The 21,740-nt window shown below is 50.5% G+C and carries 26 protein-coding genes, 3 pseudogenes and 1 other annotated feature; of the genes and pseudogenes, 11 read left to right on the top strand and 18 right to left on the bottom strand.

Features of this window, described 5'->3' with window-relative positions; all coding sequences use genetic code 11:
* Nucleotides 1-2 precede the first annotated feature (2 nt).
* Nucleotides 3-209: a hypothetical protein gene (locus C3708_RS07280; protein WP_103948526.1), complete on the bottom strand. Its 207-nt coding sequence runs from the start codon at nucleotides 207-209 to the stop codon at nucleotides 3-5.
* Nucleotides 209-811 (bottom strand): DUF1367 family protein, encoded by a 603-nt coding sequence (locus C3708_RS07285; RefSeq protein WP_103947530.1) that lies wholly within the window; start codon nucleotides 809-811, stop codon nucleotides 209-211. The genes C3708_RS07280 and C3708_RS07285 overlap by 1 nt, the downstream gene beginning before the upstream one ends.
* Nucleotides 812-1,857: 1,046 nt before the next feature.
* On the opposite strand from C3708_RS07285, the gene C3708_RS07295 reads away from it, so the two are divergent.
* Complete coding sequence (locus C3708_RS07295) at nucleotides 1,858-2,052, top strand: hypothetical protein (protein WP_032651382.1); 195 nt, start codon at nucleotides 1,858-1,860, stop codon at nucleotides 2,050-2,052.
* Nucleotides 2,053-2,125: 73 nt separating this feature from the next.
* On the opposite strand, the gene C3708_RS07300 is transcribed toward C3708_RS07295, so the two are convergent.
* The 10 genes and pseudogenes from C3708_RS07300 to C3708_RS07345 all read right to left on the bottom strand — a co-directional run bounded on the left by C3708_RS07300 (nucleotide 2,126) and on the right by C3708_RS07345 (nucleotide 7,190).
* Entirely contained in the window at nucleotides 2,126-2,599 is a 474-nt protein-coding gene (locus C3708_RS07300) for a class I SAM-dependent methyltransferase (RefSeq protein WP_103948527.1), read from the bottom strand.
* Between the two features lie 2 nt (nucleotides 2,600-2,601).
* Nucleotides 2,602-2,895 carry a hypothetical protein gene (locus tag C3708_RS07305; RefSeq protein ID WP_103948528.1) on the bottom strand — a complete coding sequence of 98 codons (294 nt, stop codon included), beginning with the start codon at nucleotides 2,893-2,895 and terminating at the stop codon, nucleotides 2,602-2,604.
* Nucleotides 2,892-3,125: a hypothetical protein gene (locus C3708_RS07310; RefSeq protein WP_103948529.1), complete on the bottom strand. Its 234-nt coding sequence runs from the start codon at nucleotides 3,123-3,125 to the stop codon at nucleotides 2,892-2,894. Before C3708_RS07310 ends, C3708_RS07305 begins: the two co-directional genes overlap by 4 nt.
* The gene (locus C3708_RS07315; protein ID WP_103948530.1) at nucleotides 3,122-3,730 is read right to left on the bottom strand and encodes a hypothetical protein; all 609 of its coding nucleotides are present in this window, start codon (nucleotides 3,728-3,730) and stop codon (nucleotides 3,122-3,124) included. Before C3708_RS07315 ends, C3708_RS07310 begins: the two co-directional genes overlap by 4 nt.
* Nucleotides 3,731-3,747: 17 nt before the next feature.
* A pseudogene (locus C3708_RS07320) lies at nucleotides 3,748-3,987 on the bottom strand (DUF977 family protein); the annotation flags it as partial.
* The gene (locus tag C3708_RS07325; RefSeq protein WP_103948532.1) at nucleotides 3,965-4,711 is read right to left on the bottom strand and encodes a DUF1627 domain-containing protein; all 747 of its coding nucleotides are present in this window, start codon (nucleotides 4,709-4,711) and stop codon (nucleotides 3,965-3,967) included. The gene C3708_RS07325 and the pseudogene C3708_RS07320, both read right to left, overlap by 23 nt.
* Before the next feature lie 11 nt (nucleotides 4,712-4,722).
* Entirely contained in the window at nucleotides 4,723-5,409 is a 687-nt protein-coding gene (locus C3708_RS07330) for a replication protein P (RefSeq protein WP_103948533.1), read from the bottom strand.
* Nucleotides 5,406-6,323, bottom strand: a complete 918-nt coding sequence (locus C3708_RS07335) for a replication protein (protein ID WP_165790663.1) — start codon at nucleotides 6,321-6,323, stop codon at nucleotides 5,406-5,408. Before C3708_RS07335 ends, C3708_RS07330 begins: the two co-directional genes overlap by 4 nt.
* A gap of 85 nt (nucleotides 6,324-6,408) precedes the next feature.
* A complete protein-coding gene (locus C3708_RS07340; RefSeq protein ID WP_103948534.1) occupies nucleotides 6,409-6,960 on the bottom strand; it encodes a toxin YdaT family protein in 552 nt (183 codons plus the stop codon).
* 2 nt (nucleotides 6,961-6,962) lie between these two features.
* On the bottom strand, nucleotides 6,963-7,190 hold the full coding sequence (locus tag C3708_RS07345) for a YdaS family helix-turn-helix protein (RefSeq protein ID WP_103948535.1): 228 nt from the start codon (nucleotides 7,188-7,190) through the stop codon (nucleotides 6,963-6,965).
* Nucleotides 7,191-7,292: 102 nt separating this feature from the next.
* Here C3708_RS07345 and C3708_RS07350 point away from each other — a divergent pair, with 102 nt between their 5' ends.
* The 10 genes and pseudogenes from C3708_RS07350 (at nucleotide 7,293) to C3708_RS07385 (ending at nucleotide 16,277) form a co-directional block, all read left to right on the top strand.
* The gene (locus tag C3708_RS07350) at nucleotides 7,293-7,676 is read left to right on the top strand and encodes a helix-turn-helix domain-containing protein (RefSeq protein WP_103948812.1); all 384 of its coding nucleotides are present in this window, start codon (nucleotides 7,293-7,295) and stop codon (nucleotides 7,674-7,676) included.
* Between the two features lie 642 nt (nucleotides 7,677-8,318).
* Nucleotides 8,319-8,495, top strand: a complete 177-nt coding sequence (locus C3708_RS23700) for a hypothetical protein (protein ID WP_158251357.1) — start codon at nucleotides 8,319-8,321, stop codon at nucleotides 8,493-8,495.
* Between the two features lie 11 nt (nucleotides 8,496-8,506).
* Entirely contained in the window at nucleotides 8,507-9,403 is an 897-nt protein-coding gene (locus tag C3708_RS07360; protein ID WP_103948537.1) for a hypothetical protein, read from the top strand.
* A gap of 314 nt (nucleotides 9,404-9,717) precedes the next feature.
* Nucleotides 9,718-9,873, top strand: a pseudogene (locus C3708_RS23865) (hypothetical protein); the annotation flags it as partial.
* Entirely contained in the window at nucleotides 9,866-10,030 is a 165-nt protein-coding gene (locus C3708_RS23770; RefSeq protein ID WP_165790664.1) for a YdaE family protein, read from the top strand. The pseudogene C3708_RS23865 and the gene C3708_RS23770, both read left to right, overlap by 8 nt.
* A 140-nt stretch (nucleotides 10,031-10,170) precedes the next feature.
* Nucleotides 10,171-13,440, top strand: coding sequence for a RecE family exodeoxyribonuclease (locus tag C3708_RS07365; RefSeq protein WP_103948538.1), 3,270 nt, complete (start codon nucleotides 10,171-10,173; stop codon nucleotides 13,438-13,440).
* Nucleotides 13,403-14,495: pseudogene (locus C3708_RS07370) on the top strand (RecT family recombinase). Before C3708_RS07365 ends, C3708_RS07370 begins: the two are co-directional and overlap by 38 nt.
* A gap of 39 nt (nucleotides 14,496-14,534) precedes the next feature.
* Nucleotides 14,535-14,777 carry a DUF4060 family protein gene (locus tag C3708_RS07375; RefSeq protein ID WP_103948540.1) on the top strand — a complete coding sequence of 81 codons (243 nt, stop codon included), beginning with the start codon at nucleotides 14,535-14,537 and terminating at the stop codon, nucleotides 14,775-14,777.
* Nucleotides 14,778-14,841: 64 nt separating this feature from the next.
* Complete coding sequence (xisR, locus tag C3708_RS07380; RefSeq protein WP_103947548.1) at nucleotides 14,842-15,057, top strand: excisionase family protein; 216 nt, start codon at nucleotides 14,842-14,844, stop codon at nucleotides 15,055-15,057.
* Nucleotides 15,057-16,277, top strand: a complete 1,221-nt coding sequence (locus C3708_RS07385) for a site-specific integrase (RefSeq protein WP_103948541.1) — start codon at nucleotides 15,057-15,059, stop codon at nucleotides 16,275-16,277. The genes xisR and C3708_RS07385 overlap by 1 nt, the downstream gene beginning before the upstream one ends.
* A gap of 66 nt (nucleotides 16,278-16,343) precedes the next feature.
* Here C3708_RS07385 and btuC read toward each other — a convergent pair whose 3' ends face one another.
* The 6 genes from btuC to rplT form a co-directional block, all read right to left on the bottom strand.
* Nucleotides 16,344-17,324 (bottom strand): vitamin B12 ABC transporter permease BtuC, encoded by a 981-nt coding sequence (btuC, locus tag C3708_RS07390; RefSeq protein ID WP_103948542.1) that lies wholly within the window; start codon nucleotides 17,322-17,324, stop codon nucleotides 16,344-16,346.
* A gap of 100 nt (nucleotides 17,325-17,424) precedes the next feature.
* The gene (gene ihfA / locus C3708_RS07395; protein ID WP_003857805.1) at nucleotides 17,425-17,724 is read right to left on the bottom strand and encodes an integration host factor subunit alpha; all 300 of its coding nucleotides are present in this window, start codon (nucleotides 17,722-17,724) and stop codon (nucleotides 17,425-17,427) included.
* A gap of 4 nt (nucleotides 17,725-17,728) precedes the next feature.
* On the bottom strand, nucleotides 17,729-20,116 hold the full coding sequence (gene pheT / locus C3708_RS07400) for a phenylalanine--tRNA ligase subunit beta (protein ID WP_103948543.1): 2,388 nt from the start codon (nucleotides 20,114-20,116) through the stop codon (nucleotides 17,729-17,731).
* Nucleotides 20,117-20,131: 15 nt separating this feature from the next.
* Nucleotides 20,132-21,115 (bottom strand): phenylalanine--tRNA ligase subunit alpha, encoded by a 984-nt coding sequence (gene pheS / locus C3708_RS07405; protein ID WP_103947552.1) that lies wholly within the window; start codon nucleotides 21,113-21,115, stop codon nucleotides 20,132-20,134.
* A 40-nt stretch (nucleotides 21,116-21,155) separates the two neighbouring features.
* Nucleotides 21,156-21,279: a sequence feature (Phe leader region), on the bottom strand.
* On the bottom strand, nucleotides 21,230-21,274 hold the full coding sequence (gene pheM / locus C3708_RS23705) for a pheST operon leader peptide PheM (RefSeq protein WP_001386830.1): 45 nt from the start codon (nucleotides 21,272-21,274) through the stop codon (nucleotides 21,230-21,232). Its footprint overlaps the feature before it by 45 nt.
* A 74-nt stretch (nucleotides 21,280-21,353) precedes the next feature.
* Nucleotides 21,354-21,710: a 50S ribosomal protein L20 gene (rplT, locus tag C3708_RS07415; RefSeq protein ID WP_012017122.1), complete on the bottom strand. Its 357-nt coding sequence runs from the start codon at nucleotides 21,708-21,710 to the stop codon at nucleotides 21,354-21,356.
* Nucleotides 21,711-21,740: the final 30 nt, after the last annotated feature.

The following is a 21,740-nucleotide window of genomic DNA, read 5'->3' on the forward strand; positions in this document are numbered from 1 at the left end:
CATTACCCCCAAACCCGGTTTTGCCAGCGATTGTTGGGGCGTGGCGGATTTTTGCTTTCAGGTAATTTGGCGCTGACAGTCCAGGTGATGTAATCGGGGTTAAGGCTACGTTCCGCCAGCACGCCGCGACGCCTGTATTGCGCCAGGAGTTCATCAGCCTGTTGTGTGGTGCAATCCGAGTGGTGGAACCAGGATTCTTTCATAGTCATCACCCCGCGAAGCTCATCAGTTGCGAAGCGGCGTTCTCAGCCTCTCGCTGGTCTTTGAAAACCCGAGACAATATCCACCGCCACAGAACATCAAGCGCGGCTTTGTACAGCTGCTGGAACTCGAGTTCGTCCATATTGGCGAATGAAATACTGCGAGGGTGCTTCTGAAGTGTGCCGTCAGGCAGTTTGATAGCGTCGTAGTGGCCAGCCTGAACTGTTACCCAGGAACGGTATGCGTCGAAGGATTTACAGAGGCTAATCCCATTCGTTACACGGCGACTTGCCACCTGTTCCAGGTATTGCTCAGCAGCATCCATCAGCGCGGTTTCACTCCCGCCAAACACAGCGAGGAATTTAGCGTAACCGGTGACAAGTTTGCGTTCGTTGGATGATATGGCGCCGCCGGTTGGCTCCCAGTATTCGAAACCGAGATTCAGCAGAGCGAAGAAACGACGATGGAACGCAGGGTTGCGTACCTGCCTGAACTCAGCCACCAGCACGGCGCCGAGTTTAATTTTTGATTGTAGTAATTCGCTGGTCTCCGGCGTTGCGGGGATCAGGATGCCTGAGGACTGCTTGATTAGTTGTAGTTCGTGCGCCATGGGATTCTCCGTGGCGCATCAGGTTAACGGGTGTTCAGTCCGTTGAAATTATCATATCAGAGGGTTGCGATATGCGGTAGCCAAGATGCCGAAGAAAACGGGTTCCAGATGACAAATTAAAAAGCCCCTCATCTTCGAGTAACGGCCTACATGACACCAGCCCATTCTTCGAGTACACGAGGTATCTGCGCTCGAGTGGCATAGAGCACATAAGCATGCCATCAGAGCGTCTGATAATATCGTACCAGTCACCTGGCTCCTGACTTTCTTTCACACAACCCCCTTCTCTGCTATCAACAAAATCTATCCAACCGGCAGGGACGAATCCCCTCTATGAAGCCAACATATCAAATGGCTCAAATTTCCAAATAGGTTAGCCGGAAGGAAAACGAAACTTTCTGATTCAGTAAATAAACCATACATCAAACACCTGTACGGATAAACAGTATTTACTGATTTTGATAAAGTATGCACCTGAAATGTATCTTTAAGCAAGGTCATTTATCTGATTGATTTGAATAAATAATATTGCCACTTACGTGCAAAAAATGATCGTTATTTTTAACAGTGAATGTATACATGCGTAGGCTGGTAAATATCTGATTAGGATGCTTTCGCCAGGCACGGACGGGGTGCCTCTTGGGGAGTAAGAGTATATTCGGGCGGTGACACAGTGTGTCAGGTTGAAATTATGTTGCTCGCCTGTGTTTGTTAATTAATCGTTTTCATAGATCGATTTTACTCTATCGATCAGGTGTTTCAGAGGTGGCTTTTCTGCCTGTCATTGGACGATAAAAAGGCCTCCGAAGAGGCCCTGGCTGTCGATATGGGGATTCCCATATCGCTTGTATGGTCTGTTTAAGGCCTGACGCGACTAAACGCCCACTAAAAATGGGGGGTTGAGATACGCAGTTACTTTTGTGAAAATTAATGATGCACCTGAGTAAGATAGAGCAAGTACAGAAGCATAAGTGAATCTTGGGACTAAATAATAAGAATAAAAAATTGCTCATTAGTAAACGGTTTCCTTCATTAAAGGTGTTGTCATGTCTCAAGAGCCCACTGCAGGCCAATTTTTTTGGGGTATTATTCTTTTTGTTATCACTGCAATTCCTCTTGGATGTATCGGAGTTGCTATGCTGGTGATGGCGCAAGGGATAGAGCGTTGGTCTGGTCTTGTTTTCTTAGCTATTGCTTTTGGTATTAGCCAGGGCATCTGGAAAAAGCTGTCTGGAAAATAACTAAGAATCCACAGAATAAAGCAGGATTATTATCCTGCTTTTTTTTCGCGCGATATGTAGCCAATCTTCTGGATTAGTCCTTCACAAAAATTATCCAGTGGGTCTTGTCGTTCTTCCCGGTGCGCTGGCCTATGATTGGCTTTACGTCTGTCAGTGCCAGAACCTGACTAACCGGGATCTGCGTTTCGTTCCATTTGAAGATGAGAACCCCGTGTGGCCGCAACACCCGGAAAGCCTCCTTAAACCCGATGCTCAGGTCGGTACGCCAGGTCTCTTTGTTTAATCTTCCGTATTTCTTTCCCATCCAGGCCTCTTCACCAACACGCTCAAGATGAGGCGGATCGAACACCACCACAGGGAAGGTATTGTCAGCGAACGGCAGTGCACGGAAGTCGGCAATCACATCTGGACTGATGACCAGGTGGCGTCCATCACACAGGGTGTGTTCCTCGGCGCGGATATTGCTAAATACAGCCCTCTCATCCTGCTTATCGAACCAGAACATGCGGGAGCCGCAACACATATCCAAAACGGTTTGCTCTGCCATGCTCACTCCTCCTCCACGTGCAACCGACGCACCCGAATTAAATGTGGATTCTTCAACTTACATAGCTGCGTTGTCGCATCGTCCATCGTGGAAAATGAGAAAGCCTCCTCGATAGAACGTGTCCAATATTTTACTTTGTGTTCTCCCAAGTCTTTCTCAAAGTAGAGGCGATCTACGCCTACCCACTTTGGCTTCCCGTTCATCATCACGATGCCGCGCTCATCGAAAAGAATGTCATCGCCTTCGAATGTCATGAGGACAAACGGTCCCTCTGGCTTAACCGTGTTGAGTGTCATTGGGCAGCCTCCTCAAACACAACTTCACCATCAATGCCGCCGACCTGATAAAGCACTGAACCATCTTCACGGTATTCCATCGGTCCGGCACTCCATCCCTCTCCGTCCAGTTCTTCATCATCACCGACTAGAACGAAACCACCGGCAACTACACGGGCAGGATAAATATCCCCCTCAGTCCACCAACCTTCGGTATCTTTGGTGCATTTAAGAGATAGCAAGTTACTCACTCTGCACCTCCCTGGCGAAACTGGGCGGCGAACTCGTCGCATACGTGCGTTAAAGAGCAAAGTTTGATTGCTGGATGTTCGCGCAACTTCTCCACACCGCTGGCCCGCACTTCGGCAAGAAATGCGGCTGTGGCTGGGGTTTTGATAGTTGGCAGCAGCGCATAATCACAAACTGTATCGATCGCAGGATCACAACTGTCATCTTCTGTGCGTGGTCGTTCGCCTACCTTCGTTGATGACTGCACGATTACACCCCAGCAGATGCTGTCGACCTCTTCACTCCACCCATCACAGGCCTCGCCGCGATGGTCGTCGATTGCTGATTCCGCAGCCTCGACAGCCAACTCGGCGGTTTTGTGCCATTCGAAATTGTGTTCAGAGCCGTATGAAAAATATGCTGCCCCAGACTTCAGAGCCGCATTCTCAACACCCAGCGCATCACGCTGCTTCGTTGTTTCACGCAAAGCCGCAGTGGTGCAATCCAGACGTTCGGCCAGGCGCGACATCATCTTCGCGATTTCGATGATCGGGGTGTCACCGCTCATCGCTTTCGCAAAATCATGACCAACAGCGACAATCTCTTTGTTATTCAGTGAATCAATCATTCTGATGCTCCTCGGTGCGTGTAACGCTCCATATCGAAATCAATAACTGCGCGCTGGTCGCGGAAGATACCGCAGCGACCATGGCGGATGAGGTTGCCGCGTTCTACTGCGACCCGGATGTATTTTTCGGCGGTAGAGCGATGCAGGCCGAACATGGCAGCGATATCTTTCGTCGTTGCGTGACCATGCTTTTTCACCATCTCAATAATCCAGGCGATGAGCAGCGTGCGCTCATTATGCGTTTTTGGTCTTGGCATGGTCGCCCTCCGCATTTACCAGCTGTTGCACGAGATGTTTGTGGCGCCCAACTACGCGCACCGCGTCACGCAATATCTCCAGATTCGCCAACTTGCTTTTAGTCCGGCGGATTTCACGTGAGATAACCCGGACAGTCGGAACGGCCTGGAGGGTAGCTCGCCCTTCGGTGAACGAGGGGATCTCGCTGACAATTTGCGCGACATTCTTCGGCTGAGACGGAACGGTCAGTTCAGGTTCAGAACTGACTGCAGAAACTGGTTCGACAGCAGCAGGTACAGGAGCCGGTTCTGTCGGTGCCATCGGCAGTGACCAGGTTACTCCTCGGCCCTGTCCGTTCTTCACCACGATGCCCTTGCGGGCTAGTGACCCCATCCATGCGGTAATGCCCCGTGCGTTACGTCCAAACTCCCTGGCGATTGCCACCGTGTCGATGGCGCCGCGCTGCGTCAGCAGACGGGTGATCTCCTCAATGCTAATTGTTTTCGGCTCTTCGCCGCGCAGCGCTATCTTTCCAGCTGCCGGTGCCGGAACTGGCTCAGGCCTGCTCTTTTGGTCCTTCAGTTTGCCAACGAACCAGCCGCCGTCGGAGAAATCACATAGGCCCTGCTCGCGCTGTTCGCGCAGCATGTTCAGTGCTTCAACAGGTTCGATATCCAGACGGACTGCCACTTCGCGGTATGTTGCCCGGCCCATTTTTTCTAGTGCTTGAATTACGGTTTCCATTCGTTCTCCTGTTAAATGAAACCAGCGCCTTTGCGTTGTTCGTATTGAGCTTTCAACATTTCTGCGGGTGTCGGTCCACTTGCTTTTACCGGTGCGGCGATCGCGCGTCGAACTGGCGGAATAGGTTTACCTTCAGAGATACGTTTTTCCCAGCTTGAGAGGCATTTCGCGGCCGCCTGGTGCAGCTCCTTTCCTGTCATCTGCCGATCGGTGCTTTGGCGGCGCAGCTCAATGCAGATGTGATACAGCACCGGCGCGGACCATGGGTATTGCTCGCTGGTTGGGTAGCGGAATACGAGGCGGCGCCATTTCCAGTACTCGGTCATCAATTCATCAACGGTGATGCCCAGCAGGCAACGCTCCTCTTTGCACCAGGCAACGAACTGACCCGGTGATGGAAGGAAAGGTTTTTCCTGGCGGCGTGCAACGCGCATGCCGGCCGCGACCTGTTCGAGGGTGGTGATCCCGTTCTCCTGGAAAGCCATCACCCACTGGCGCCGGATTTCGTTCAAGTCCTCCTGGCTGCGATTAACCAAGCTTGCAGGGAACGCGGCCGCCAGCTGTACGAACAGACCATTGATAATCTGCGCCACCTGCTGCGTTTGTTCCCGTTCGCTGTACTGCTCAGGCAAGTTATGCGCCACACGGCGTGCCTGTTCGCGGTCAAAATTGCGAATACCCTCGGCAAGGTTTTTCATTCCAGCACCCCGTAAATCCAGTCGGTGTTATGCAGGTCGATACCGGCCCGGGATGGATTTGCCGTTCCGGTTGCGCGCAGTCGTTTAGTGGTGAGTTGATCCCACTGCTTTCGCAGGCTTGAGGGGCTCAGGATGTTGTCTTTCCAGAACTCGTCCCTGTTTGCCCACTGGAACAGATCGCAAATTTCATAGTGCGTGCGCTTGTCCTGGACACGCATCAGCCTGATGGTGTTGGCCCATTCAGCCCAGTTCGGTTCAGTCAGCGATGCGTTGACGGTGAGAAGCCTGTCGTAAATCCAGCGAGCGGCCTTGAGGTCGTCACCGGATCCCCATGATTTACCTGCCGGTGTGTATATCCCGGCGGCGGCTTCTGGATTGCGAGAGAGAAAATTTTGAGTTTTCTGGTTTCGGGATTCGTCAGAATTCCGAGACGAGGATCTATTAATACTGTTCTTGTTATAGTCTTGGGTGTCTACCGTTTCCGGGAAGGTTTTTCCCGTTTTCGGTAACACTTTTCCCGATTTCGGGAAGACTTTTCCCGTTTTCGGTTTGTCCAAAATCCAGGCTGAAAGGTCAGTATTTATACCGACAATTTTCATTACGCCCTGCTTTTGACTGAAGATAATTTTGCGTTCTGTGAGGGATTTGAGCGCATCGGAAACATGCGAATCACTCAGCCCTGTAAGCTCAGCGATCACCGTGTTCGTTACTCGGTCCTGTTTCTTATTCCAGCCGTAGGTAAGCCAGATCACCGCCTCAAAACACTGCCATTCTCGGCCTGATAATCTCAGGCGAGGCTTAAGCTTCTGGATCTCATTGGCGATCTTGGTATACCCGTTCGACAGGTCGGCCATACGACCTCCCGGTTGTTCGGTTTGATTGGGGAAATTGATAATTTCGGCGGTATTTGACATACTTAGCTCCGCATTTGCCTAACAACTGATGCGTAAGAAAGTCGGTTCTGTTCGCGCAGACCGGCTTTCGCCATTTTTGAAGTCTTCACATTGCCCCCAGCATGGTTGTGACCATTGCCAGCAGCGGCGCCGTTAGGTCCGGATCGACACGGAACATCTCAAAAATCCCCTCACCTAACTCCTTCAGCTTTTCCTTCTTCGGTGCATCGAGCATCAGAGCTTGCTTCGCCTCACTCACCTCTTTTTCCAACCTGGCCATTCGGTAGGCAAACGAGTCGTTTTTAACGACACGGTCGCGGTATCGAAGCGGTAATACAGACATGATCGCGGGCACCAGCTGTTCGACGTTCTTTCGGTAAGATGTGGAGTCTTCTTTGTTGTCCAGCCATCGAAACAGCTTCACGTTCCAGACATCAGCCTGGCCAGACACATCCACGCCATCAAGTTGGAGTTCTTCCGCCGCTTCCTGGATTTGAAGTGCAACAGCTACGCGCCCTTCTGCTGCCGCCCAAGCACGGACCGCAGAGCAAATATCGCGATGAGCAATATCCTGCGCTGCCGATTCGCTTTGATGACACGCGAATATCATTGGATTAGAGGAAGCTCTGTTACGCTGTTCATATGAAACAGTTTGCATTGTTAAGGTTCCTGTTTAGGTAAACCATCAGTGGGGTTTGGGTAGAGATCGGGGCGTAGCTCGTGAGGTGTTACACCTGTCATATTGAATATGGGTAGAATGTGGTTGGGCGGGACTACCCCGCAGTCACGGTTTTTCCAATGACTTACAGACATACTCGTCACGCCAAGCGCGAGACTGAGCTTTCGGGCTGAGCCAGCAGCTTTAATTGCTTTATCGAGTGCGGACATATGCTTCTCCTGTTCATTAATAACAAAAGTAAACCACAGATTTACACACCATGCAAACACAGGATTTATTGCACGTATAAACCAAATATTTACAATGACTCTATGAGAAAAGAAGAACCCAACCTCGTTTTGGTAGAACGTCTTACTGAGATCACTGATCGCGGCGTTACCAAAGCAGACATGGCACGCATAGCTGGAGTTACCCCTCAGGCCGTAAACGGCTGGTTCAAAAAAGGAGTAATTAGTAAGAAATCAGCGCTGGCTATAGCCGATGCGGTTGGTATTTCTGTCGCTTGGTTACTTGGTGAAGACGTTGATGAGAAAGACGGACTGAAGCCTGACGAACAGCGCTTGCTGGAACTCTATCGCCAGTTGCCCGAGGAAGAGCAAAAGAACATGCATCGCATCTTCGCAATTCGTCTAAAGGAACTGGATGAGTTATATGAAAAATATATGAGCAGACGAGTCAAAAGTGACAATAGCTAGCGGATGTAAATGGAGATGTCAAAAAAAGGAAAGTCCCTTTTAAAATTAAATTGTGATTCTTTGCATTTTGCACTTCATCCTCTGGTTCATATATCAGATTGATTTAACAAGAAAAAACATTCAGATCAGCTGCTGAACGTTTAAATTCATGGTGATGTAGGTTTCGTTTTGTAGCATCACCTTTATGATTTTTTAATGACACGGATTTATTGAGAAATTATTATGACAGAAAGAATACATAATGATTATTTCAAATGGTGGTGCGGTACGGTTATAGTAGGGGCAATCCCTATTTTCATAAGACTGATTGCATATACATTGACGAACAAGAATATTGAATTATTTAATATTACTGAATTGGTATGCTTCGGTTTTTCTATACAAATCTCCAGTATTTATTTCGGAATGGGGAAACCCAGCAAGTTAACTGAAAACAGATTAATATTAAACACCACTCTTTCTGTAGTTTTCGTTATGCTTTTCTCAATCATTTATATAATGAGCATAATGTCTTCTGAAACTTTAGAAGCATCTACAACTAAAATCTTCCTAGCTATCACGTGCAGCATTTCTTTATATGTTGGACAAAATTCAGTCAAATGTGCTATTATCAATAACTCAATACTGGCGGAGGAATGAAAGATGGATTTCGAATTTATTTCTCTAAGTTTGCTTGCAGCAGTTGTGCCAATAGTGATAGCTCTCATTTCAAATAAAAACCTTAAAGAATTAAAACAAAAGAAACTCGATTTCGAAAACACCAAAAATCTAAACAAAAAAAGATTTGAAGCCAAAAAAGACAAGCTCAAATTTCGCTAAATGGATAATGTATGTCGCTTAAAAATATTGTATACATAGATTACGAAAAAGTATATTCATTAAGCTCTCAACTTTTCGAAGGGATTGTCCAATCTGCCATTGAACAACAAGAATCAACCTTATCTAATGTCGATGCTTTAGAAGTAAAGACTGAAAAAAAATCTAGCAGTTTAAGCGACACAAGTAAACTATCAACAGTGGTTAATCCACATGATTACCATTACCTAAAATTTGAGAAAGAGTTGATTCGACTAGGTTTACTTAGCTCGATATCTTCAGATGATTTTTCAGCTGATAAAATTCAATCAGGTTCTTTTATAAAAATAACTGGCAATATTGAAATTATCGATTTTAATAAATTAAAAAATACAACAAAAGATTTTACCACATTAGGATATGCCATACATTATGTTAATAAACATGAACAGCTTGAGCAAATAGAAAATCTTCTTCTTGAGAAAAACATCACACAAAATAATAAAAAAGATTTAATGAATCTAAAGAGTGAAATTTTAAAAGGAATTGAAAAAGATTCAGCGAAAGAGAAAAAGAAATTTTTTGATAATTTATCAAACGTATTGAGCTACGCTTATGGTAATGAATTAGAGATATCTCAAATAATTAATAATTACAAATTCACATCATTTCTTATTCGTAATTTCTTCAAGCTTTCACCGGAAATGCTTGTCAAATTATACTCACGAAAAACAAAGTCCCCATTTACTGTAGTTGGCATAATTACGCAAAGTCATACTGATCAAAAAGCCGAAACAGAACGTGATGCTATCGATATAAGAAGCGCTGCATGGAATATGAATGATGCTATGGCAGATCTTGAGTCGACTTTTTGCATGCCACATGAAAATGAGTATTTTATAGAGCCAATAGCTCTTTACACCGAAATTTAAAATCTCCAACCGGCCTCTGTGCCGGTTTTTTATACCCTGACAACCACTTCGACAGCCAACACCTGCCCCAGCCTCCACTAACTTTTTGTAGGGATATCTTCCTACCCTTTGTCAACCATCTTACAAATTAAAGCAATATAAGTCACAGCTTTACAAACAAACCAAACCCATCATTGACACATCTATAAACCAGTGATTTAATAAATCTCACTAAGACGCATCAAAAACCACCAAGGCAGGACGCCCACGAAGTAGCCGCCGACGGCATATGAACAGTCGGATGAGGTGGAGAGATTAACGCGCATCAGGTGTAAACGTTCCGCTGGCCGGCGATAAGGCAAAAGAGGGTGAGAATGATTGATTTCGCACGCAAACCAGGACGGCAACAGGCAGTAAAGCTGAACTTCATCGAGGCGATTCTTCGCCGCATCTGCTACCTGCTGGCGCAAAAGGGGAATCCAGATGTGTAACTCAATGAAATGCGGCTACTGCAGCAAGCCGGTTGAACCGGAGGAAGTAGTCAAAAGTACCCTTCTCTATCGCAACGGCACACAGCTGGCGCGCAAGGAAAAAGAATACTGTTCTGAACGTTGCGCTTCGTTCGACCAGATGGCCCACGAAGCATAACGTAAAAGCCGCGCAAGGCGGCCCGTACGTCCGGTGACACCGACCAAAGTTACACCGGAAAACTACCTAAAAAACCAAAGTTCACCCAATGGGCGCTATCTCTGGCCCGGGGATCTTACATCCAAAAAAGAGGATCTCACATGGATTTTTTCTATGTAGTCAAAGCTACGCAGAAATCTGGCAAAGACGATGCAGTGGTTTGGTTCACTGCAAAATCAGAAGCACGAGCCAACCTGCAGCTCGATGTTGAGCTGGAAGATGCTGGTATCGAAACCGGACGCGGTAAAGATTACGCCAAACCTGTTCGCACCGATTTCCCGGTCTATAACGACCTGCCGGAAGAAGGCGCAGTGAATTACACCTGGCGCGAGCGCTACGAATTGCAGGACGACGGCCGGACCTGGCTGCCAAAGGCTGGTACTGAGTCAACTGAAGTAGTGGGCAATGTTGCCGCACCGGAAACGACTGTAAAAGTCGAAACTAACGTCGAGAGTGTCCCGCTTGAAAACCGCACTCCAGCGGTCCGTTTTGCCGTCCACCTGACCTGCGACAAATACCAATCACATATCACCAAAGAGCAGCAGCTGGCTGCCAGCGAAATGTCTCTGGATGAAGGCAATACTTATCTCCAGAACCTGCTGATGGCGAAGAACGACATCCCTGAAGTTGACGAACTCAGTCTGCACGCAGAGTGGAAACTGGTTCAGGCGATAAAGCAGGTCTTCGCGCCAGTTGAAGCGCACGAAGCTGAAATCATCTCTGCATTCATGGCCGACTGGGCGAGAGCAGATGCCGGCGAACGCAATCAGTTAGTTGAAGAGTGGAGAAGCGGAAAGCTTACTCTTCTCAAATCAGATAGCACCAGCGACGCCGACGTTACAACCGATCAGGTTCTAGAACCTGATAACGGTATCCAGATTGACGAGAATGGTGACGAAACCACACGTTATCCAGTCGTTCGTATGCCGTTTCGCAAGCAGCTGCTCGCCCAGTTCGCCGGCGACGTACTGCGCCACTACTTAACCCGCGAAGAATACGAAGGTATCAGCGCGCTGGAGATGGACACTGACAACAGCTACGTCCAGAACCTGCTGCTGGCGGCTGAAAACTGTGAAGAGATTAAGGGTTACGATACCAAAGACCTTTGGCGCTATACCGACGCCATTCGCAAGGTGTTCAGCCAGGAGAAGCGTCACGAACTCGCTTTGGTCCTCCGATTTACAAGAATGTGGGCGGCGACTGATTACATTGACCGTGGCATTCTCGTTCGCGAATGGGCTGCCGGTAATCGTACCAGCAGCGTGCAGCGTACTGATTCCGGAACTAATGCCGACGGCGGCTATGTTACCGACCGCGGCGAAGGCGCACACCATACACTCGACACCCTCGATCTTGAGATTGCCTGCGCACTGCTGCCGATGGACTTCAACCACTTTGAGATCCCGGGCAGCATCCTGCGCCGCGCCAAAGAGATCGTTACGAAGAAAGAAGAACCGTGGAAATCATGGAGCAACATCCTACGTAATCAGCCGGGCGTCCTGGGAGTTAACCGCACTGCAATCTTCAACCTGGTGCGCATCGCGCCGGAAAATATCCACCTGACACCAGCTGCACACCTCGAGTTCGTTTGCCAGACCATGACGACTGAATTTAATTCCGCAGGTGAGTTACTGACGCTGCCTGAGCCAGTGGCAGAACCTGAAGCGGCAGCACAACAGCCACAAGTTGAGAATCTCGGCAGCGGCATGTTCTCCATCGAAGGCTTGATGGGTGGAAATAACGACCCGGCCATCAATACCTCCTCAAATGAAGTCGTAAAAACGGAAAACACAACGGAGACCACCAGCGATGTGCAGATGGAAGCGGCTCAGCCAGAGAAAGTCGAAAATAATGATCCGGTACAACCAGGCGAAGGCGTTGATGCAGATGATACGCAAGCAGTTACCGTAGCGCCGGCAGAGATACTGGCAGCTGCCGCACCTAGCCTCGCTAACCAAGAACCGGGGGATGGCAACCAAAAAACGGATTCTGCCAGCAAGAATATCGATTCTGCACACCAGAATGTGCCAGAACCAACACAAAATGAGCCGGAAGTGCAGCGGGACGAACAAGCTGTCAAATACCCTGCCTACTTCGAACCGGGTCGTTATGAAGGTTTACCAAACAACGTTTATCACGCAGCGAATGGGATCAGCAGCACACAGGTTAAAGATGCCCGTGTGAGCCTGATGTATTTCAACGCGCGCCACGTCGCCAAGACTATCCAGCGCGCGCCGTCCAAAGTACTGGATATGGGTAACCTGGTCCATGCACTGGCCCTGCAACCGGAAAACCTCGTTGAAGAGTTCAGTGTGGAGCCGGAAATCCCTGAAGGTGCTTTTACCACCACCGCTACACTGCGCGAGTTCATCGACGTACACAATGCCAGTCTGCCAGCGCTGCTGGGTACAGACGATATCAAAGCGCTACTGGAAGAGTATAACGCCACACTACCCGCACAACTGCCGCTGGGCGCAAGCCTGGAGGAAACGGCACAGAACTACATGGCGCTGCCAGCTGACTTCCAACGTATCGAGGCAGACCAGAAGCAGACGGCAACGGCAATGAAGGCATGCATCAAAGAGTACAACGCCACCCTGCCCGTGCCTGTTAAAACCAATGGCAGCCGTGACGCGCTGCTGGAGCAGCTGGCTATCATCAACCCTGACCTGGTGGCGCAGGAAGCGCAGAAACCGGCACCACTCAAAGTTTCCGGTACCAAAGCGGAGATGATCCAAACGGTGAAGTCTGTGAAGCCGGATGCGGTATTCGCTGACGAACTGCTTGATGCGTGGCGCGACAACCCTGGCGACAAAATTCTGGTGACGCGCCAGCAGCTGGCAACCGCCCAGGCCATTCAGTCCGCACTACTGGCACATCCAACAGCTGGCATGTTGCTCCAGCACCCAAGCCGCGCCGTTGAGGTGAGCTACTTCGGCTTTGACGAGGAGACCGGTCTGGAAGTACGTGTGCGCCCTGACCTCGAGATCGATCTGGACGGCGTGCGTATCGGCGCTGACCTGAAAACTATCAGCATGTGGAATGTTAAGCAGGAAAGCCTGCGCGCCCGACTTCACAGAGAAATCATTGAACGTGATTACCACCTGAGCGCGGCCATGTACTGTGAAACCGCGGCGCTGGACCAGTTCTTCTGGATCTTCGTCAACAAAGACGAGAACTATCACTGGATCGCCATCATTGAGGCATCTGAAGAACTGCTGGAGCTGGGCATGCTTGAGTACCGTAAATCAATGCGCGCTATCGCCACTGGCTTCGACACTGGCGAGTGGCCAGCACCGATTACCGACGATTACACCGACGAACTGAACGATTTTGACCTTCGCCGTCTTGAAGCGCTGCGTCTGGCTTAAAGGAGGATCCGACCATGCAAAATACCAATATCATCACAACTGAGCAGGCTCCGAATACCATCTCTGCCAGCAATGCAGTATTCAACGTTCAGGCACTTGGCCAGTTGACTTCGTTTGCCGAACTAATGGCGCAGTCTGCCGTTACTGTTCCCAAACACCTGGTGGGGAAACCCGCCGATTGTATGGCTATCGTCATGCAGGCTATGCAGTGGGGCATGAACCCTTACGCTGTCGCGCAGAAAACGCACCTGGTCAACGGCGTGCTGGGCTACGAGGCTCAGTTGGTCAACGCAGTGATCTCCAGTTCCAGCGCAATAGTTGGCCGCTTCCATTACGAATATGGTGGAGACTGGGAAAAGATCGCTGGACACAAAGATGCGCGTGATGAGTCAGGTCTGTTTATCCGGGTCGGAGCCGTTTTGCGCGGAGAAGCTGATATCACTTGGGGAGAAAGCATCTATTTGGCTGATATCACCACCCGCAACTCACCTCTGTGGAAGACGGCACCAAAGCAGCAGATCGCATACCTCGCAGTGAAGTACTGGGCCAGGCTGTACTGCCCTGAAGTCATTCTCGGTGTCTACAGCCCAGACGAGGTTGAACCACGAACTGAGAGGGAGATCAACCCGGCACCACAGCGCGTGAACCTGGCGGATATTTCTGGTGACACAGTTACAACCACGCAAAGCGCGCAGGAGTCCGCCTCCAACATCAACACTCTGGCCGATGATTTCCGCGACCGCATCGAGGCCGCTCAGGATGTAGATAGCGCCAAAGCGCTACGCGCAGACATCGAAACTGCTAAAGCGGCGCTAGGCTCAGCTCTCTTCACTGAACTGAAAAACATAGCGGTGAAGCGTTACTACCTTGTAGATGCTCGCAACAAGGTGGAGGCGGCGATCAACTCCCTGCCCCAGCCCGATGAGCCGGATGCCGCCGAGCGGTTCGCGGAAGCCGAACGCGTGCTGGCATCGTCAAAGCGGCACCTGGGAGATGAGCTGCACGATCAGTTCAGCATCACACTGGCGGATATGAAACCGGAATACGTGGCCTAAGGATACTGGGAGGGGCAACCCTCCCCTTAAGGAGACTACATGCGACTGATCAATCGAGGCAGTAAGCAATCCCCTTTAGCTCGCCAGGCATGTGACATCGCGCTCGCCGCGCACCAGCAACGATACGGCGATTACGGGCGAAGCAAGATGAAAGAGACCTACACCGTGAGAGTTGAAGGTGTAAAAGTTTGGGTTGAAGTGGTGAATCGTAAGGCGAGCTATGTGGCTACAGCAATGACGGGCATGCGTCGGCTCCGTTCCTTACCCGGTCAGGCCTCCTGATATCGGAATATCAATTATTTTTAACCGGCATCTTTATACTGATGCCGGTTACCTGAGGTGAACTATGTCACAGGTAATTTTTAACGAAGAGTGGATTGTTGAGGCCAAACTCACCGAAAGAACCGGGCTCTCAAGTGGGCAAATCAAGAGCTACCGTCTTAAATCATGGGTCAACGGCATCCATTTTAAATACGTTACCGCCGATGGCAGAACAGAGTCCGAGAAAGGACTTGCCTGGTACAACTACCCCAAAATAAACCATTTCATTAAGGACGCGTAATGGCAGGCTTTCCTACCGGTGTTGAAATCCACAACGGTAAACTGAGGATATCATTCAAGTATAAGAATATTCGCTGCAGGGAAGTTTTGCAGGGTTGGGCGGTGAACAATTCCAACATCAAGAAAGCCGGCAATCTTAGAGCGCTGATATGCGCTGAAATTCAGCTGGGTACATTCAAATACGAAGAACGTTTTCCGGAGAGTAAGGCTCTTACGAAGTTTTCGACGCCCGTAAAGAGCGTCTTAACCTTTGGAGAGCTGTGCGATGCATATCACGCAGTGAAAGAGGTGGAGATCAGCCCGGCAACGATGATGATTACTCGCTCGGTCAGTACTCTCTTCACGAAAATTATCGGAGAAAGCACTTCTCTTGAAGAAATTCAGCTAAACGATATGTTGTTGTACAGGAAGAAATTACTTGAAGGGGAATTTAAGGCCAGATCCGATGGGCAACGCACCGTCAGAACTGTTAACGCCTTCATGGGGCAATTATGCAGAATGCTCAGCTTCGCTCACCAGAGTAACTACATCCAGCACAAGCCGTTTGAGAACATAAAGAGTCTGAAGACATCTGAACTTGATCCAGACCCATTGCTGAAAGAAGAATTTCAGGAGCTATCTAAGCACTGGCAGGGTCAGCATTTAAACCTTTGGTCGTTTGCCGTCTATACCGGCCTACGTCATGGTGAATTGACCGGTCTGGCTTGGGAGGATGTCGATCTAAAAAATGGCGAGGTCCATGTTAAGCGTACAATGACGCTCACAAAGAAGTTTGGTCCACCGAAGACAAACGCCGGGGTGAGGACCGTAAAGCTGTTAAAACCGGCGCTGGAAGCGTTAACGAGGCAATTCGAACTTACTGGCAATAAGGTGCCCGCAGAGATCGACTTTTACCACCGCGAACGTGGGAAAATTGAAAAGCAAAGCCTGAGATTCTGCTTCGTGCCCAACCATGATGAAGGGGAAATGAGCAGACATTATTCACAGAGCACGATAAACCTGACATGGCCGGGCGCCATGAGAAAATCAGGCGTAAGGTATCGTAGTCCCTACCACACCCGGCATACATATGCCTGCTGGTTACTATCAGCTGGCGCAAATCCATCGTTCATTGCCAGCCAGATGGGGCATAAAAATGCGCGTATGGTTTACACCGTATATTCAAAATGGATCGTGCGGATGAACGATGACCAGATAGACATGTTAAACGGGAAAATTTAGCGGAGTGCCCCCACGGTGCCCCCGGCGTTATGCCAAATTGAATAATATTCAATTATTACAAAGAGTTCAGCGACTCGCCTTTAATAGTAGCCAGATAAACACCGGCGCGCCCAGCGTGGCAGTCACAACACCGATCGGGAGTTCAGCGGCGCTCATCGCCAGACGAGCGATAATATCGGCAATCAGCAGCGTTGCCGCACCTGTAATAGCGGCTGCGGGCAATAACGTACGATGGTTGGTGATTCCACCAAGACGCAGCATATGCGGAATGACCAGGCCGATAAAGCCTATAGCCCCTGCCAGAGCAACGCTGACACCGACCATCCAGCCGATAGCCACCACCAGCACATTGCGCCACAGGCCGATCGGCAGGCCCAGCTGGCGGGCAGATATCTCCCCCAGCGCCAGCATGTTGAGTGGTTTGGACTGCAAAGAAGCCCACAGAATGACTGGAATCAGCAGCGCCATTAGCCAGCCCTGTCGCCAGTCGACGCCGCCAAAACCGCCCATCATCCAGTACATCAGCTGGCGTAAATCGAAGGATGTTGAGAAGTAGACCGCCCAGGTCATCAGCGCGCTACAGATAATCCCCAGCGCAACGCCTGCCAGTAGCAGGCGGCTGGTCGATAGGTGCCGCCGGGCGAAACGCAGTAAAATGACGGTGATCAGCAGTGCACCGGCGATGGCACTAAGGCTAATGCTCCAGCCAGACAGCGTTCCACCACCCAACATCAACGCCGCGATCAAGCCGACGCCCGCGCCATTGGAGACGCCGAGCAGCCCCGGCTCTGCCAGCGGGTTCTCAAATAACGCCTGCATGATAGTGCCGCACAGGGCCAGCGATGCGCCGACCAGCAAAACCGCCACGGTGCGCGGCAAACGAATTTGCCAGACAAACAGTTTGCCCTGCTCGCTCATCCAGCTTTCGGGTCCGATCCACTGCTCGCCTGCGCAGAGGCTCACCGTAAAAACGGCGGCCAGCAATGCCAGAAGCACCAGCATCCAGCGCAGGTCGGAACGGTGTTGTTGACGAGCAAAATCAAGCATGGGGTCTGTTTTCAGGTGAGTGATGCTATTGATTTTACGGTGGGTGTGCCTTCGCGCAAAGAAAAAAGGCCGCGAATGCGGCCTTTTTGGTTAGTTCATATTACTCTGCTTTGGGCGTTGCGTTTTCGACACGGCTTTTTAACTTCTGACCGGGTCTGAAGGTCACCACGCGGCGGGCTGTAATGGGAATATCTTCCCCCGTCTTCGGGTTTCGGCCCGGACGTTGGTTTTTGTCTCGCAAATCAAAATTGCCAAAACCGGAGAGTTTTACCTGTTCACCGTTTTCCAGAGCACGACGGATCTCTTCGAAAAACAGCTCTACCAGCTCTTTGGCATCCCGTTTGCTAAGCCCAAGCTTATCAAACAGATATTCTGACATTTCAGCTTTTGTAAGCGCCATAGGTTCAATCCCTCAATGAGGCCTGGAATCGCTCTTTTAATGCCTCTACACATCTGGCAACGGTAGCGGCAATCTCCTCTTCTTCGAGTGTACGGCTGGTATCCTGAAGGATAAGGCTAATAGCGAGGCTCTTAGAACCTTCTGCTACGCCCTTGCCGCGGTACACGTCAAATAAGTTTACGCCAACTACCTGATTTACGCCAACTTTCTTACATTCGGCCAAAATATCTGCTGCGGGAACGTTTTCAGCTACCACAACGGCGATATCGCGACGGTTCGCCGGGAAGCGAGAAACGTCCTGAGCCTGAGGAACCACGCGGTCTGCGACCTTGTTCCACTCCAGTTCAAACACCATTGTGCGGCCGTTCAGATCCAGCTTGCGTTCCAGCTCAGGATGAACAACACCAACGAAACCAACGCGTTCACCGTGTAAATAAATGGCTGCACTTTGGCCCGGATGCAGGGCTGGAATCGCTTCTGCGCGGAATTCAATTTCAGAAAGTTTACCGGTCAGTTCGAGAACTGACTCCAGATCGCCTTTCACATCGTAGTAATCCACGCTGTTTTTGGTCAGATCCCAGTGTTCTTCATAGCGGTTGCCACAGATGGCACCTGCCAGCATCAGATCCTGACGGATACCCAGATTTGCCTGGGTATCAGGCACAAAGCGCAGACCGGTTTCGAAAATACGTACGCGGCTCTGCTGGCGGTTCTGGTTGTATACGATGGTGCCGAGCAGACCGGTCCACAGAGAAAGTCGCATCGCGGACATTTCGCTGGAAATTGGGCTTGGCAGAATCAACGCTTCCTGACCAGGGTGGATCAACTGCTGCAATTTCGGATCCACGAAACTGTAGGTGATCACTTCCTGATAGCCTTTGTCGTTGAGCATGGTTTTCACACGCTTCAGAGACAGGTTGGCTTCGCGGTGGGAGCCCATCACCAAACCGGCCTGAACAGGCTCATTAGGAATGTTGTCGTAGCCGTAAACACGGGCCACTTCTTCCACCAGATCTTCTTCGATTTCCATATCGAAACGCCAGCTTGGCGCAACGGCCTGCCACTGGTCCTGACCCTCGGTGACTTCACAGCCCAGACGACGCAGGATATCGCTCACCTGCGCATCGGCAATGTGATGACCGATCAGACGGTCCAGCTTACTGCGACGCAAAGTAATGGTCGCGCGCTTAGGCAGAGACGCTTCATGGGTGACATCAATCACCGGACCTGCTTCACCGCCGCAGATATCAATCAGCAGACGAGTTGCGCGTTCCATGGCTTTGTACTGCAATGCAGGATCCACGCCGCGCTCGTAGCGATGAGAGGCATCGGTGTGCAGACCGTGACGGCGCGCGCGACCGGTAATAGACAGCGGGCTGAAGAACGCACATTCCAGCAGGACATTTTGTGTATCGTCGTTAACACCGGAGTGCTCACCACCGAAGATGCCGCCCATTGCCAGCGCTTTAGAGTGGTCAGCAATAACCAGCGTATCGGCGTTAAGCTTAGCTTCGCTGCCGTCGAGCAGAACCAGGGTTTCACCCTCTTTCGCCATACGCACCACGATCCCGCCTTCGATACGATCTTTATCGAATGCGTGCATCGGCTGACCCAGTTCGAGCAGCACGTAGTTGGTCACGTCGACAACCGCATCGATAGAACGAATCCCGCAACGACGCAGTTTTTCTTTCATCCACAGCGGGGTTGGCGCTTTGACGTTGATGCCTTTCACCACACGACCAAGGTAGCGTGGGCATGCATCAGCGGCTTCAACCTGAATCGGCAGCGTGTCGCTGATAGTTGCCGCAACCGGTACGATCTCCGGTGCGTTAAGTTCGACCTGGTTCAGCACCGCTACGTCGCGCGCTACACCGATGATACCTAAACAATCGGCACGGTTTGGTGTGACGCTGATTTCGATGGTGTTGTCATCGAGCTTCAGGTATTCGCGGATGTCAGTCCCGATTGGCGCATCAGCAGGCAGTTCGATGATGCCGTTATGGTCATCGGAAATACCCAGCTCGGAGAACGAGCACAGCATGCCTTCTGACGGCTCGCCGCGCAGTTTCGCCGCTTTAATTTTGAAATCGCCCGGCAATACCGCGCCGACCGTGGCAACGGCCACTTTCAGACCCTGGCGGCAGTTAGGCGCACCACAGACGATATCCAGCAGGCGTTCGCCGCCAACGTTCACTTTTGTGACACGCAGTTTGTCTGCGTTCGGGTGCTGGCCGCACTCGACGACTTCACCGACAACCACACCGTTAAACGCACCGGAAACAGGCTCAACGCCGTCCACTTCCAGGCCTGCCATGGTAATTTGGTTAGAGAGCGCTTCGCTATCGAGAGCGGTATTCACCCATTCGCGTAACCACAGTTCACTGAATTTCATTGTTCTGTCCTGCCCTTATTTAAACTGTTTGAGGAAACGCAGATCGTTTTCGAAGAATGCGCGCAAATCGGTCACGCCATAACGCAGCATAGTCAGACGCTCCATACCCATACCAAAGGCAAAGCCGGAATAGACTTCTGGATCGATACCGACGTTACGCAGAACGTTTGGATGCACCATGCCGCAGCCAAGCACTTCGAGCCATTTGCCGTTTTTGCCCATGACGTCCACTTCCGCAGACGGTTCGGTGAACGGGAAGTAGGACGGACGGAAACGAACCTGCAGATCTTCTTCAAAGAAGTTGTTCAGGAAGTCGTGCAGCGTACCTTTCAGGTTGGTGAAGTTGATGTTTTTATCAACGATCAGGCCTTCCATCTGATGGAACATCGGGGTATGCGTCTGGTCGTAGTCGTTACGATACACACGGCCCGGCGCGATAATGCGGATCGGCGGCTCTTGTTCTTTCATGGTGCGGATCTGCACGCCAGAGGTCTGGGTACGCAGCAGACGCGTCGCGTCAAACCAGAAAGTGTCGTGGTCAGCGCGTGCCGGATGATGGCCAGGAATGTTCAGGGCATCGAAGTTATGGTAGTCATCTTCGATTTCCGGGCCAGTCGCCACGGTAAAGCCGAGCTCACCGAAGAAACTTTCAATGCGGTCGATGGTGCGCGTGACCGGATGCAGACCGCCGTTTTCAATACGACGACCAGGCAGAGAAACGTCGATGGTCTCTTCAGCCAGGCGGGCATTCAGTGCGGCGCTTTCTAAATCGTATTTACGCGCATTCAGTGCCTGTTGAACCTGCTCTTTGGCTTCGTTAATCACCGCACCCGCTGCCGGGCGTTCTTCTGGCGGCAATTCACGCAGGGTGGTCATTTGCAGGGTCAAATGCCCTTTCTTGCCCAGATATTCGACGCGGACATTGTCTAAAGCGGCAACATCTGACGCCTGGTTAATGGCTGCCTTGGCACTGGCAACCAGCTCTGCGAGATGTGACATGGTTTTCCTCGTTATGTGGCGATATTCATAAGCGGTAGAAACAAAAAAAGCCTCCATCAGGAGGCTTTCTGGCGCTGTTTTTCGTTTCATCTTTCACGCGCAAGCCCCCTGAATTCAGGTGCTAAAGTAAAAGAAGAAGCGGAAAATAGCAGCATTCATGCTTGCGTTACCTTGTGTTTTAATCGTCCCGGATAGGGTGGAAATGAAAGAGGGAGCAAAGCCCCCTCTCTCAACTGGCTTACGCCAGTGCTGCTTTCGCTTTTTCGACCAGAGCGGTGAACGCTAATTTGTCGAATACTGCGATGTCAGCCAGGATCTTACGGTCGATTTCAACAGAGGCTTTTTTCAGGCCGTTGATGAATTTGCTGTAAGAAATACCGTTCTGACGTGCTGCTGCGTTGATACGCGCAATCCACAGTTGACGGAACTGACGCTTACGTTGACGACGGTCACGGTAAGCATACTGACCAGCTTTGATAACAGCCTGGAAGGCAACGCGGTATACGCGAGAACGCGCACCGTAGTAGCCTTTAGCTTGTTTCAAAATTTTCTTGTGACGTGCACGGGCAACTACACCACGTTTTACGCGAGCCATATGTGCTCTCCTGTATCTATTCTAAGTTAA

The organism is Lelliottia sp. 7254-16 (genome assembly GCF_002922995.1).
In the GTDB taxonomy this organism is placed as follows: Bacteria; Pseudomonadota; Gammaproteobacteria; order Enterobacterales; family Enterobacteriaceae; genus Enterobacter; species Enterobacter jeotgali.

What these genes read in the sequence shown, in the direction of transcription:
- C3708_RS07280 (WP_103948526.1), bottom strand. Translation starts at nt 209, where the DNA reads ATGACTATGAAAGAATCCTGGTTCCACCACTCGGATTGCACCACACAA.
- C3708_RS07285 (WP_103947530.1), bottom strand. Translation starts at nt 811, where the DNA reads ATGGCGCACGAACTACAACTAATCAAGCAGTCCTCAGGCATCCTGATC.
- C3708_RS07295 (WP_032651382.1), top strand. Translation starts at nt 1,858, where the DNA reads ATGTCTCAAGAGCCCACTGCAGGCCAATTTTTTTGGGGTATTATTCTT.
- C3708_RS07300 (WP_103948527.1), bottom strand. Translation starts at nt 2,599, where the DNA reads ATGGCAGAGCAAACCGTTTTGGATATGTGTTGCGGCTCCCGCATGTTC.
- C3708_RS07305 (WP_103948528.1), bottom strand. Translation starts at nt 2,895, where the DNA reads ATGACACTCAACACGGTTAAGCCAGAGGGACCGTTTGTCCTCATGACA.
- C3708_RS07315 (WP_103948530.1), bottom strand. Translation starts at nt 3,730, where the DNA reads ATGATTGATTCACTGAATAACAAAGAGATTGTCGCTGTTGGTCATGAT.
- C3708_RS07325 (WP_103948532.1), bottom strand. Translation starts at nt 4,711, where the DNA reads ATGGAAACCGTAATTCAAGCACTAGAAAAAATGGGCCGGGCAACATAC.
- C3708_RS07330 (WP_103948533.1), bottom strand. Translation starts at nt 5,409, where the DNA reads ATGAAAAACCTTGCCGAGGGTATTCGCAATTTTGACCGCGAACAGGCA.
- C3708_RS07335 (WP_165790663.1), bottom strand. Translation starts at nt 6,323, where the DNA reads ATGTCAAATACCGCCGAAATTATCAATTTCCCCAATCAAACCGAACAA.
- C3708_RS07340 (WP_103948534.1), bottom strand. Translation starts at nt 6,960, where the DNA reads ATGCAAACTGTTTCATATGAACAGCGTAACAGAGCTTCCTCTAATCCA.
- C3708_RS07345 (WP_103948535.1), bottom strand. Translation starts at nt 7,190, where the DNA reads ATGTCCGCACTCGATAAAGCAATTAAAGCTGCTGGCTCAGCCCGAAAG.
- C3708_RS07350 (WP_103948812.1), top strand. Translation starts at nt 7,293, where the DNA reads ATGAGAAAAGAAGAACCCAACCTCGTTTTGGTAGAACGTCTTACTGAG.
- C3708_RS23700 (WP_158251357.1), top strand. Translation starts at nt 8,319, where the DNA reads ATGGATTTCGAATTTATTTCTCTAAGTTTGCTTGCAGCAGTTGTGCCA.
- C3708_RS07360 (WP_103948537.1), top strand. Translation starts at nt 8,507, where the DNA reads ATGTCGCTTAAAAATATTGTATACATAGATTACGAAAAAGTATATTCA.
- C3708_RS23770 (WP_165790664.1), top strand. Translation starts at nt 9,866, where the DNA reads ATGTGTAACTCAATGAAATGCGGCTACTGCAGCAAGCCGGTTGAACCG.
- C3708_RS07365 (WP_103948538.1), top strand. Translation starts at nt 10,171, where the DNA reads ATGGATTTTTTCTATGTAGTCAAAGCTACGCAGAAATCTGGCAAAGAC.
- C3708_RS07375 (WP_103948540.1), top strand. Translation starts at nt 14,535, where the DNA reads ATGCGACTGATCAATCGAGGCAGTAAGCAATCCCCTTTAGCTCGCCAG.
- xisR (WP_103947548.1), top strand. Translation starts at nt 14,842, where the DNA reads ATGTCACAGGTAATTTTTAACGAAGAGTGGATTGTTGAGGCCAAACTC.
- C3708_RS07385 (WP_103948541.1), top strand. Translation starts at nt 15,057, where the DNA reads ATGGCAGGCTTTCCTACCGGTGTTGAAATCCACAACGGTAAACTGAGG.
- btuC (WP_103948542.1), bottom strand. Translation starts at nt 17,324, where the DNA reads ATGCTTGATTTTGCTCGTCAACAACACCGTTCCGACCTGCGCTGGATG.
- ihfA (WP_003857805.1), bottom strand. Translation starts at nt 17,724, where the DNA reads ATGGCGCTTACAAAAGCTGAAATGTCAGAATATCTGTTTGATAAGCTT.
- pheT (WP_103948543.1), bottom strand. Translation starts at nt 20,116, where the DNA reads ATGAAATTCAGTGAACTGTGGTTACGCGAATGGGTGAATACCGCTCTC.
- pheS (WP_103947552.1), bottom strand. Translation starts at nt 21,115, where the DNA reads ATGTCACATCTCGCAGAGCTGGTTGCCAGTGCCAAGGCAGCCATTAAC.
- rplT (WP_012017122.1), bottom strand. Translation starts at nt 21,710, where the DNA reads ATGGCTCGCGTAAAACGTGGTGTAGTTGCCCGTGCACGTCACAAGAAA.